Below are 11840 nucleotides of genomic sequence, written 5' to 3'. Positions count from 1 at the left end.
CGAGGGCCGCGGCCTCGAGGAGGGCGACCGGCTCCCGATCGGCGACGCGCCGGCCGAACGACGCGAACTGGTCGGCACGCGGATCGACGACGATGACGTGCCCGACTACGCGGACGAGGACACCGTTCGGATCGTCCTCGGACTGACGAGCTACCGGCTCACGGACGAGGCCAAAGCGACGCTCTGTGAGTCCGAGTGGACCGTCTCGGCGGAAGCCGACCGCGTCGGCTACCGGCTCGAGGGACCGGATCTCGAGTTCGAGGAGCGCGAGCAACCCTTCGGCGCGGGAACCGACCCGTCGAACGTCGTCGACCTCGGCTATCCCATCGGGTCGATTCAGGTGCCCCAGCAGCCGATCGTCCTCATGCAGGACGCGGTCACGGGCGGCGGCTACGCGACTGTCGGGACCGTGATCAGCGCCGACCGTGGGCTGCTCGCACAGCGCCAGACCCACAAGTCGGTCCACTTCGAGTCGGTCGACGTCGACGAAGCGATCGACGCGCGCACGGATCAGGACGCTCGCCTCGAGGCGATCCGAGCGGACATCGAAGGAGAGAATTAGAGTCAACGACACGCTAACAGACGGGACGGTAACCAAAACAAAGAATAGATTCGGGATTGAATCCGACACAACCGCAACAGATGACAGAGAAAACCACGATCAAGTCACCGATGCCGGGCATCTTCTACCGACAACCCGACCCCGACGACCCGCCGTTCGCCGAGCCGGGAGACACCGTCGAAGCGGGCGACACCATCGGCCTCGTCGAAGTGATGAAGAACTTCCACGACATCGAGGCCGACAGTTCGGGGACGATCAGCGAGTTCCTCGTCGAGAACGAAGCCGAAGTCGAAGCCGATCAGGCGATCGTCGAGATCGAATAACGGCGTCGGAGCGACTCGCCGGATCGGCGGGTTCCGGCCGCTGTCGGCCGGTAGCGATTCGGCTGTAATCGAGACAGGTTTTCTGTCATTTAGCCGGATAGGAGCTAGTCTCTGCATCCTTCGTGAGACTACATTTGACGTTTTCGGATACTGTTGGACGAACCGACGTAAGCTATATGCTGGATTGTGCTAGACACTCACTCATGACGGCAATCGACATCAACTGCGATATGGGCGAGAGCTTTGGCAACTGGACGATGGGCCACGACGAGGCGGTCATGCCCTACATCACGTCCGCGAACGTCGCCGGCGGATATCACGCCGGCGATCCGCACGTAATGCGGGAAACGGTCGAGTTGGCGGCCGAACACGACGTCGGCATCGGCGTTCACCCCGGCCTCCCGGACCGAACCGGTTTCGGTCGCCGCAAGATCGACGCCACTCCCGCGGAAGTGCGCGACTACGTCGTCTACCAACTCGGCGCGCTCACGGCGTTCGCTCGCCGCCACGGCGCGACCGTCCAGCACGTCAAACCCCACGGAGCGATGTATTCGATGCTCTCGGAAAGCCCAGAACACGCCCGCGCGGTCATGAACGGCATGCTCGAGGTCGACGACGATCTTATCTACCTCGCGACCGACATGAACATCTACGAGGTCGCACGGGACATCGACGGGCTCCGGGCCGTTTTCGAAGGCTACGTCGACCTGGATTACCGGGCCGACCGCTCCCTGATCGTCGAGCAGGAACTCGCCGACCGCGATCCGGAACTCGTCGCCGATCGGTTCGTCTCGATCGCCACCGACGGTGTCGTGGAGGCGGCGAACGGCGAGGAGATCGCGATCCCCGCCGAGAGCATCTGTATCCACGGGGACAACCCCAACGCCGTCGCGATCCTCGAGGCGATCCACGACCGGGTCGAGGAACACGATATCGAACTCGCACCGCTATCTCAAATCGCCTGAACGGCGGGTCGGAACGCCAAGAGAACCGTGCCCACCCCCTGCAGCCGGTCGGTTCTCACCCGTCGAGCAGTTCCCGTTCCACGTACTTCGTGGTGTGTTCGTTCGAAACGAACCCGTCGTTCTCGAGTAGTCTCCGGTGGAACGGGATCGTCGTCGGAACGCCCTCGATCGCCGTTTCGTCGAGCGCGCGTTTGCTGCGGGCGAGCACCTCGTCTCTGTCCTGCCCGGTGACGATCAGTTTCGCGAACATCGAGTCGTAAAACGGGGCGATCGAGTCCCCCTCGTCGACGCCGTCGTCGACGCGAACGCCGATACCCCGCGGCGGTTCGTACGTCGACAGCGTCCCCGGCAGCGGCGTGAAATCGTTGTCGGGGTCCTCCGCATTGACGCGGAATTCCATGGCGGCCCCGCGCGGTTCGACCTCGTCTTGGGAGAACGACAGTTCTTCGCCGGCGGCGACCCGAATCTGCCACTTGACCAGATCGATCCCGGTGAGTTCCTCGGTCACCGCGTGTTCGACCTGAATCCGCGCGTTGACTTCGATGAAGTAGAACTCGCCGCCCTCGTAGAGGAACTCGACGGTGCCGGCGTTGACGTAGTCCGCCGCCGCCGCGCCGCGGCAGGCGGCCTCGCAGAGTTCGGCGCGCGTTTCGTCGTCTAGCACCGGCGAGGGGGATTCCTCGAGGAGTTTCTGCTGGCGTCGCTGAATGCTGCAGTCGCGCTCGCCGAGGTGGCGGACGGTGCCGTGTTCGTCGCCGATGATCTGGACCTCGATGTGACGCGGGCTCTCGAGGAACCGCTCGAGGTAGACGGTCGGGTTGTCGAAGTACGCGTCGCCCTCTCGAATCGCTTCCTGAAGCTTCGAGTCGATCTGGGACGGTTCGTGGACGATCTTGAGGCCGCGGCCGCCGCCGCCACCGTCGGCTTTGATCGCGACGGGATAGCCGTGCTCCTCGGCGAACGCCTCGACTTCGTCGGCGGACGTGACCGGCTCGGTCGTTCCGGGCACGATGGGGACGTCCGCCGACTCCATGATCTTCCGAGCTTTCGTCTTCTCGCCGAAGTCCGCCATCACGTCGCTCGGCGGGCCGATCCACGCGAACTCGCTCTCTTCGACGTTCGCCGCGAACGACTCGTTCTCGGCGAGGAACCCGTATCCCGGGTGGATCGCGTCGGCGTCGGCCGCCCGCGCCGCCTCGAGCAGCGCGTCCTGGTCGAGGTAACTGTCTTTCGCCTTCGAGCCGCCGATGTGGTAGGCTTCGTCGGCCATGCGGACGTGTTTGGCGTCCTCGTCGGCGTCGCTGTAGACGGCTATCGCGTCGATACCCAGGTCCTTGCACGCCTGAACGATTCGAACGGCGATCTCTTCTCGGTTCGCGATCAGCACTCTTTCGAACACAGTGTCGTGATATGGTTTCTATTTCCAGATAAAGCTAACTTACAATCGTTTTTTGGACAGCGTCCGACAGAAGCTGATTGTCCCGACTATCGACCTGTTCCGCCGAGAGCGAGGACCCGCAGTTCGATTCACATCGAGTGCGGGATCGCAGCCAACCTGCCGTGAGTGCGGTCGATCCGCACTCGAGTCGGTCCCGTTCGTCGCGGCTGCGGACGCTCAGGCGACCGTCTCGAGGGCCGCCCGCAGTTCGTCGACGGCGTACTCGAGCTGGTCGCGAGAGATGGTCAGCGGCGGCTGGAAGCGCATGACGTTCTTGTAGTAGCCGCCGACGCCCATCACGACGTTCGACTCCTCGCGGAGGGACTCGCTCACCGCGGACGCGAGGTCGCTGTCCGGTTTCGGCGCGACGTTCTGTGGTCCCGTCTCGCTCGGATCGACGAGTTCGACGCCGCGCATCAATCCGAGGCCCCGCGCCTGCCCGACGACGTCGTACTCCTCTTCGAGGGTCTGGAGTTCCGACTCGAGCCACGCCCCCTGCTCGCTGGCGTTGTCGACGATCCCGTCCTGCAGTTCGTCGATCGTCGCCAGCGCGGCGGCGCAGGCGACGGGGTTGCCGCCGAACGTCGAGAGGTGGTCGCCGGACTCGAAGGCGTTCGCGATTTCTTCGGAGGCAGTGAACGCACCGAGGGGAAGCCCGTTCGCGATCCCCTTCGCCTGCGTCAGGATGTCGGGCTCGACGTCGAAGTGATCGCTCGCGAACAGCTCCCCCGTTCGACCGTAGCCGGTCTGTACCTCGTCGGCGATGAGCAACGCGCCGTGGTCGTGGGCGATCTCCTGGACCCGCTCGAGCCACCCCGCCGGCGGCACGATGATCCCGGCTTCGCCCATGACGGGTTCGACGACGACCGCCGCGAGGTCCCCGCTCGTGTGCGAGCCGATGATCCGCTCGAGTTCCTCGGCGCAATCGGCGTCGCACCGGTCGCCGTCACAGCGCGGACAGCGGTAGCCGTACGGCGGCGCGGTGTGAGCGACATCGTTGAGCGTCGGGGCCATACCCTGCTTGTAGGCCTTGTTCCCCGTCAGCGCCAGACTGCCGAGCGTGCGGCCGTGAAAGCCCATCTCGAGGGCGATGACCTCCTTCGAGCCGGTGTACTTCCGCGCGAGCTTGACGGCCCCCTCGACGGCTTCCGTCCCGGAGTTACAGAAGAAGCTCTTCTGCAGGTCGCCCGGCGTCACCTCGGCGATCCGCTCGGCGAGATCGGCGACCGGTTCGTTGGGGTGGACGTACGAACAGCCGTGGACGAACTCCTCGAGTTGCTCCGTCGCGGCGTCGACGACGGCGTCGTTTCCGTGGCCGACGTTGACCACCGAAATCCCGGAGAAGACATCGAGGTACTCGTTGCCCTCGAAGTCCTCGAGCGTGCATCCCGAGGCCCGTTTTACGGGCACATCGAGCGATTTCCAGATCGGCATCAGGTGCTCGTCGTACGCCGACACGACGGCCGAATTCGTCTGCGCTCCGTTCGGCGATTCTGGTTCTTGTTCGGACATAGTTCCTGTATCTATACCATGTCCTATTAAACCATGCTTCTTTGAATAGATGGCAGTATAGTCCGAGTTATTCAAATGGGGAGCGCTGATAGTTTGATCGAGTAGCGTGATTCCGCGCGATCGACGAACTATCGAACTGAATCCAACTTTGGGCCGCGTACAGGTTTCGTATTCGAATGTTGTTTATTGGCGGGTTCCCTTTCACGAGATATGGACGAGCGAAATATCCGCATTCTGCAGGCCGTCGCGGATCTGGGGACCGGCAGTCCGGACGAGATCTCCGAGTACACCGATATTCCGAAGTCGACCGTCCACTATCGACTGACGAAGCTCAGAGAGGACGGGATCGTGACAGACGATCTGTTCGATGTCGATCTCGAGAAACTGGGCCTCGAGATCACGGTTATCTCGGAAGTCATCGCGGAATACGAGGAGCAGTATCACGACGAAGTCGGGACGAAACTCGCTGCCATCGAGGGGGTCAATCAGGTGTATTTCACGATGGGGGACACGGACTTCGTCGTCATCGCACACCTGTCGGATCGCGAGATGGTCCAGCGACTCATCAGCGACTACGAGAGGATCGACGAGGTCGTCCGAACGAGTTCGCAGTTCGTCGTCGAAACCGTCAAAGACGAGCCCCATCCACTGAACGACTTCGAGTTAGAGACGTTGGTAGAGGCCACGACGGACTCCGACTGACCGCTCGAGCGGCTACTCGAGTTCCTCCGTGTCCAGATCCGTCAGTTCGAGCTCCGAGTCAGTCGACGAGACGCTGTACAGGACGACACCCAAAAGCGCCCAGCAGAGGACGATCAGCCACTCGTAGGGCCACAGGAGCGCCGACGGGCCGCCGGGCAAGTACAGGCCGATAAATCCGAGCGTCAGGACGAGTGCAACGGCGCCGAACGCGTAGCCGAACGGCAGTTTAAGCGGCCGATCCAGTTCGGGTTCGTTGCGCCGAAGCACGAAGAACGAAACGACCACGAAGAACCACGCGATGACGAGGCCGAGACCGGCAGCGTTGACGATCCAGACCAGCATCTGTTCGCCGAACAGCGGGGCGAAGATAGAGAGCCCGCCGATGAGGATGACGGCCGTCGACGGCGTGTTGTACTCGGGATGAATCGTGCTGATTCGCTTCGGAATCATCCCGGAGTCGGCGAGCGCGAAGACCGCGCGACTGGCACCGAGCAGGAACGAGTTCCAGCTCGTGAGGACGCCTGCGATCCCCGCCAAGGCCATAATGCGACCGATTAGCTGGCTGTCGAAGACCGTCTCCATCGCCGCGGCGGCGGGCAGCGGACTCTCGACGAGTGCGGAACCGGGCATCGCCTGCCCGGACGCCCAGATGACGCCGATGTAAAACAGGGCGGCCAGCGTGACGGAGGCCGGGATGAGAAGGCCGATGAGACGGGGAGGCACATCCGCTTCCTCCGCGGATTGCGGAATGACGTCGAATCCGACGAACATGAACGGCGTCATGATCGCGACCGTGGCGACCCCCGTTGCACCGACGTCGGACAACGGCGGGTTCGGCTGCGACTGGCCGTTGAGGACGGCCCCGACGGCGAGCATGATTCCGGCCAGCGCGATGACGAGCGTCAGTATCGTCTGAAACTGCGCTGCGGGTTTCACGCCGCGGTAGTTGAGCGCCGTCATCACGATCGCACCGATACCGCCGACGAGGATCCAGGACGCGTACACCGGTTCTCCGGCCACCGACCAGAGCTCGAGGACGTTAAATCCTGGCACGATGTACGCCATCGCGGACGGCAGTGCGATGACTTCGAACACGACGACGCCGACGTATCCGAGAACGAGCGACCAGGTGCACACGAACGATCCGACCGGACCGAGCGCTCGAAGGCTGTACACGTGCTCCCCGCCAACGAACGGCAACGCGGAGGCGAGTTCGCCGTAAATCAGGCCGACGATACAGACCATGATCGCCCCGACGACGAAGCCGAGAACTGATCCGGCCACGCCGGCTTCGTCGATCCAGAACCCCGTCTGGATGATCCATCCCCAGCCAATCATTGCACCGAACGCGAGCACGAAGAGATCTTTCTTCGTCAGGATGCGCTCAAACTTTCTGGTATCTTCTCCCATACCACACCCTGCTAGATAGTGGGTGTTAAATTTAACTAACCGCCCATCTTTCGGACAGTGTACATTTCATATCACTTCAGCTGAACTATATCCGATTTTCGCCGTGGTCGATGAGTCGGAACAACCCAGTTGCGTAACTGCGATGACGCCGAGCGAGAGCCGCTTCGAACGAGTCACTCCACGGCTGCCCAGTAGCAGATATTTCGCGAACGGTTCAGTGTCTAAACGACTGCCTACTAGACGTAACAACCGGTTACTCCCAGGGTACGCGGCTCATATATAGAACGGGGAACCCGGTACCCCAGTTCGATGACCGATAGCGTCGAACGACAGTCGTCGCTGCAGAACAGTCACAGGATCGATAACTCGGCGATCGAACTCGGTGACGGGGCGTGACCATGTCCGGACTACGGGGGTCTCGAGGGCCGATCCCGGGCGGGCGACGCGGACTTCTCGCTCTCGGCCTCGGACTGGTCGTGATCGCCAGTCTCGTCGCGACGGGTACGGCCGCGGTCACCGTCGCCCAGGATTCGACCGAGAACGTCTCGGAGGAAGCGCACGTCGAACCCGCGCCGGAGCCGGGCGATCCCTACTTCGAGGCGGCGGCAAGCGACGGGAGCTGGATCAGTTACGAGAACCCGCGCGACGAGTACCGCAGTCCGTACCTCGGGGACGGCTCCGGGAAGGTCTGCGTTACGCTGGTCAACGAAAACGGCGAACCGGTGGTCGGCGAGTCGGTCCCGAACACGTCCGTGACGATTCCGACGAACGACGTGACGAGCTGGCACTCCGACGCCGACCCGATGACCGTCGACTTCCCCATGACGGACAACTACGACCGGCCGCTCGACGCCGACCAGTTCGGGACGAGCCCGGACATCGCACAGGGCGACGGCTACATGGACTCTCACTGCATCGAGCTGCACGGCCTGCCGGAGGACGCGACCGTCGAATACGGCGAAGCGCAGATCACCGGCGAACACGCCGACAGGATCGACGTGGCCGGCTACATCCAGCAGGTTCCCGAAGGGAACGGCTGGGACACGGACATCGATCCGGTCGCGGCCGCGGAACCGTACGCGGACGCCGGCGGCGGCTGGACCTACGAAACCGAGGCCTCCCACGGACAGGTCGTCGTCGTCCTGCAACTCGACGCACCGGCCGACGAACGGCTCGAGCCCGGCGGGTCGAACAGCACCGATCCGCCGGAGAACAACTCGAGTGAGTCCTCACAGGAGAACGATACGCAATCTACCGAGGACGATGGAGGCGACGAGATGCCCGGATTCGGCGCGCTCGCGGCCGTCGTCGCGCTGTCGGTCGCCGCCCTCGCTCGACATCGGCGGTAACGCCGACCCGGCGGTACGTCCGACCCGGTCGCCGACCACTCGTCACACCGTCGACGTGGAGACCGACAACAGACGGTCCCGGTTACGGTTTCGAAACCGACGACTCGGAGAAAGACAGGGGACGGCTACGGCTGTAGCCGGGAACCATGACGTTCCTCGCGCGTCGCAACGGAGTGAACGGCTCGGGCGGAATAACCCACCGGTCCGGGTGTCGACGCCGAAGTCGGTCGACACGATCGCGTCGGACGGGACGTGAACCAATGAGGCTTTGACGATCGGCGCGAGACACACGACAAATGACGAACACAAGCGAGTCGGACGAAGACGACCCGCGCGTCCCGGTCGTCTGTCCTGACTGCGAAACGACTTCTCGCGTCCCCCTCTCGACTCTCGCCGACGCCATTGACCGACACAACGAGCAGCTCCACGACGGCGACGACGTCGCCGAGGTCGATCCCGACATCGCCGATCAGATCGCGGATCTGGCCGCGACCGACCTCGGACTCCTCGAGGACGACTGATCACGGATTTTCCACTCGAGAGCGGTCGAGCGGGTGGGAGAGACCGTCCCTCGACCAGCTCGAGTGTCTTGGAGAGATCTCGCATCTCATGTCGACCGTCGCCGAGGAATCATCGATCAGAGAGACGGTATAAAATCCCGATACAAACACGCAAAGTTGCGTCGAAATTTGGCTTGTGTGGTTATATTTCGCCAGTTCTTACCGTTAGTTCAGTGAGAAGGTTTATACTGTCATACTCGACTCTGTCCACTATATGGGACGCGAGAACGCGACGGGAGACCGCGACGACGGCCGTGTCGCCGCGGAATCGACAGACCGTGCCAGTACACCGATCCAGACCGAGACGCCGGCGACAGCGACCATCGCGGCGACGAGATCGACGTCGAACACGACCGACGCAAACGGTGACCGGTCGAACGTGCTGACGATCATCGGGCAGGGAGCGCCATCGAGTTTCGAACTCACCGTCGACGGCGCGATCGAGCTGGCCGACGAGGAACGGGAAGCGAACGTGACCGTCCTCTCGGGCACCACCGTCGAAGGGACGATCGAAAGTGGAACGGTGACGTTCCGATTTACCGGCGACCTGACCGACGTCACGTTCGTCGATCGCGGAATCACGGGGCGCGAACCGGCGACGGTCCCGAACGTTCACGTCGATTACGCTGTCCCGGAGGAGTAACGATCAGGGGCGAGTCCGGCCGGCCACTCTGTTCCTCTCACTCGACGGGGTCCCGAGTCGTTCGCGGGCGTTCCGTCCCGGTGGCGAAGCCACCGATCGCGTGGCGCGGCCTCGAGCGATTCAGAAACACATTCCCCCGAGGAGGGCGTCTTGCCATCCATGGACGATTCGACGACGGACGATCCGGCGGAGTCATCGGACGATGCCGGCGACTCCGAAACTGGGACTAACGACTCCGAAATCGGTACCGACGACTCCGAAACCGGGACCGAAGCGTCCGAGAGCGAAGCGGAAGCGGAAACAGACGCCGAGTGGATGGAACCCGCGGATAAGCCGATCCTCGAGTTCCTCCGATCGGAGGACGCCTTCGAACCGAACCAGATCGACGACGAGGGGATCGCCCCGGCGAAATACGCGGCCTATCGATGTCGCGAACTGACCAAGTACGGCCTCCTGACGAAACACATGCCGGGCGTCTACGAGGTGTCCGAACTGGGCGAACGGTATCTCGAGGGGACGCTCGATCCGAGCGAACTCGAGTCCGAAACGTAGGATCGCCCGCAGTTTCTCGGCATCCGCACACGACGAATTCCTTCCAGCGGCTACGAGATCGACGCGGGCGGTCGACGCTCGGTCCCTTCCTCGAGATCGGGTTCCGACCTGGAGAGCAGGCCGTCCGGGTCGATATCGCCGAGCAACGCGTCGATCACGTCCGTCGCCGCGGGCGCGTACAGCGGCCGGTTGTCGTTGCCACAGCGGTCGTCCATGAGACAGGCGGGACAGCCCTCGTCGCGCCCGCACGGGCAGTCGGCCATCAGGTCTCGCGCCCGGCTGGCGACCGCCTCGTACTCCTCGTAGATACGCCGGGAAAAGCCCAGGCCGCCCTCGACCCCATCGTAGATGAACCAGCCGCTCGCGTCGGTCCCGTCGGGGAGCTGGTTGGTCGCGAGACCGCCGAGATCCGCGGCGTCTACGGTCATCTCGAGGGGCGCGACGGCGATCATCGCGTGCTCGATGGCGTGGATACCGCCGAGGTAGCCGTGGAGTCGTGGCGGCAGCTCCTCGCACTCGTCGTTGTGATAGTCGCTGTGAGCGGCCGTTACCGCCCGTTCGACGTCGTCGGGCACTTCGGCCCAGCACAGTTGCGTTCGCATCTCTAGGGGCGGGACGCCGGTCTCGAGTCCCGCCGCGAGAACGTCGCCGGTCCCGATCTCCCGTTTCGTGAAGGTGTCGTGGTGGACCGTGACCGTTCCGTACCCCCAGTTGAGCCGGAACGGGCCGACGTCGCGGGACTCGCGGATTTCGGTGTCGTAGATCGTCGTCCGGCGCTGGGACTGGGTGTAGTAGTCCACGTCGACCGGCTCGAGCGTGACGAACGGCTGGGGTCGATCCTCCCGCAGTTCGACGACCTCGTACTGGTCGCCCCGATACAGCACCGTCGCGCCCTCGTGATAGTCCCGATACGCGCGCGCTTTGCCGATGGGCTGATGGCCGATGGTCTCCTCGCCGGCCAGCCGCACCTCGAAGGCGTTCCCGCCGGAGGCGTACAGGTTGATCTCGCTCTGTGGCCGATCGCGGTGGGCGTACGTGACGCCGCCCGCAAGCGATCCCTCGAAATCCCCCGTCCGTCGGCCGTACTCGACGGCTCGTTCCAGTCTCTCGATCCCGCCGAACCGGTCCGCGTCCTCGCGTCGCAACGGGAGTTCCTGAGCGGCACAGCGCAGGTGCTGGAGATAGACCGGGTTGTTCGCGAGGTCGACGACCGCGCTCTCGGGCTCCTCCTCGAGGAGGTACTCCGGATGGCGCAGGATGTACTGGTCCAGCGTCGCGTGACTGGGGACGAACACGGAGAGCGCATCGCGCTCGTCGCGCCCCGAGCGGCCGAGGCGCTGCCAGAACGACTGCCGGGAGCCGGGATACCCCATGAGGATCGTGCCGTCGATCCCGCCGACGTCGATGCCGACCTCGAGCGCGCTGGTCGTCGCGACGCCGTCGAGTTCCCCGCTTTTGAGCCGGTTCTCGGTCCCCCGCCGGGACCGCTTTCCGTGACCCGCGTTGTACGCCGCGAGGTCGGCGGTGCCCCGGTAGGGTAAGGTGGGATTCTCGAGATACTCCCGCGCGCGCCCGACGGCCAGTTCCGTCTGCTTGCGCGAATCGCAGAACAACAGCGAGGGGACGCCGTGATAGCAGCAGTGCGCCCAGACCTCGGGAGCCTCGACGGTGGCGGGGCGTTTGCTCGGCGACCACTCAGTATCACTATCGCTTCCACCGCCGTCCGTCGGCGGATCCCAGAACGCGAGGTGGCGGCGACCGCTGGGCGAGCCGTCCTCGTCGATCACCGTCGCCGGCTCCCCGGTCAGCGCGCGGGCGTGTTCG

General features: G+C 63.9%; 12 protein-coding genes. 8 read left to right on the top strand and 4 right to left on the bottom strand.

From position 1 onward, the window contains the following. From PGX04_RS19745 to PGX04_RS19735, 3 genes are all read left to right on the top strand, one after another. Window positions 1-562 (top strand): 5-oxoprolinase subunit C family protein (locus PGX04_RS19745; protein ID WP_465263827.1); only part of this gene is annotated, 562 nt, incomplete at its 5' end. 80 nt (window positions 563-642) lie between these two features. Next, window positions 643-885 (top strand): acetyl-CoA carboxylase, encoded by a 243-nt coding sequence (locus tag PGX04_RS19740; protein WP_273740077.1) that lies wholly within the window; start codon window positions 643-645, stop codon window positions 883-885. A gap of 203 nt (window positions 886-1088) precedes the next feature. Next, entirely contained in the window at window positions 1089-1850 is a 762-nt protein-coding gene (locus tag PGX04_RS19735) for a LamB/YcsF family protein (protein WP_273740076.1), read from the top strand. A gap of 55 nt (window positions 1851-1905) precedes the next feature. Here the strand turns inward: PGX04_RS19735 and PGX04_RS19730 are convergent, their stop codons facing one another. Next, entirely contained in the window at window positions 1906-3249 is a 1344-nt protein-coding gene (locus PGX04_RS19730) for an acetyl-CoA carboxylase biotin carboxylase subunit (protein ID WP_273740075.1), read from the bottom strand. Between the two features lie 216 nt (window positions 3250-3465). After that, entirely contained in the window at window positions 3466-4800 is a 1335-nt protein-coding gene (locus PGX04_RS19725; protein ID WP_273740074.1) for an aspartate aminotransferase family protein, read from the bottom strand. A 210-nt stretch (window positions 4801-5010) separates the two neighbouring features. On the opposite strand from PGX04_RS19725, the gene PGX04_RS19720 reads away from it, so the two are divergent. Beyond that, window positions 5011-5502 (top strand): Lrp/AsnC family transcriptional regulator, encoded by a 492-nt coding sequence (locus tag PGX04_RS19720; RefSeq protein WP_273740073.1) that lies wholly within the window; start codon window positions 5011-5013, stop codon window positions 5500-5502. 12 nt (window positions 5503-5514) lie between these two features. Here PGX04_RS19720 and PGX04_RS19715 read toward each other — a convergent pair whose 3' ends face one another. Next, window positions 5515-6912 carry an APC family permease gene (locus PGX04_RS19715; RefSeq protein ID WP_273740072.1) on the bottom strand — a complete coding sequence of 466 codons (1398 nt, stop codon included), beginning with the start codon at window positions 6910-6912 and terminating at the stop codon, window positions 5515-5517. A 398-nt stretch (window positions 6913-7310) separates the two neighbouring features. Between PGX04_RS19715 and PGX04_RS19710 the strand changes: the two genes are divergently transcribed. The 4 genes from PGX04_RS19710 (at window position 7311) to PGX04_RS19695 (ending at window position 10016) form a co-directional block, all read left to right on the top strand. Beyond that, window positions 7311-8261, top strand: coding sequence for a PGF-CTERM sorting domain-containing protein (locus tag PGX04_RS19710; protein ID WP_273740071.1), 951 nt, complete (start codon window positions 7311-7313; stop codon window positions 8259-8261). A gap of 296 nt (window positions 8262-8557) precedes the next feature. Further along, window positions 8558-8782, top strand: coding sequence for a DUF8149 family protein (locus tag PGX04_RS19705; protein WP_273740070.1), 225 nt, complete (start codon window positions 8558-8560; stop codon window positions 8780-8782). Window positions 8783-9035: 253 nt separating this feature from the next. Further along, window positions 9036-9464 carry a hypothetical protein gene (locus PGX04_RS19700; protein ID WP_273740069.1) on the top strand — a complete coding sequence of 143 codons (429 nt, stop codon included), beginning with the start codon at window positions 9036-9038 and terminating at the stop codon, window positions 9462-9464. A 159-nt stretch (window positions 9465-9623) separates the two neighbouring features. Further along, a complete protein-coding gene (locus PGX04_RS19695) occupies window positions 9624-10016 on the top strand; it encodes a hypothetical protein (RefSeq protein ID WP_273740068.1) in 393 nt (130 codons plus the stop codon). Window positions 10017-10066: 50 nt separating this feature from the next. Here PGX04_RS19695 and PGX04_RS19690 read toward each other — a convergent pair. After that, window positions 10067-11840 (bottom strand): DEAD/DEAH box helicase (locus PGX04_RS19690; RefSeq protein ID WP_273740067.1); only part of this gene is annotated, 1774 nt, incomplete at its 5' end.

The sequence above is a fragment of the Natrinema soli genome (assembly GCF_028618695.1).
The sequence above is the reverse complement of the archived record's forward strand: the minus strand, read 5'-3'. Positions and strand labels throughout refer to the sequence as shown.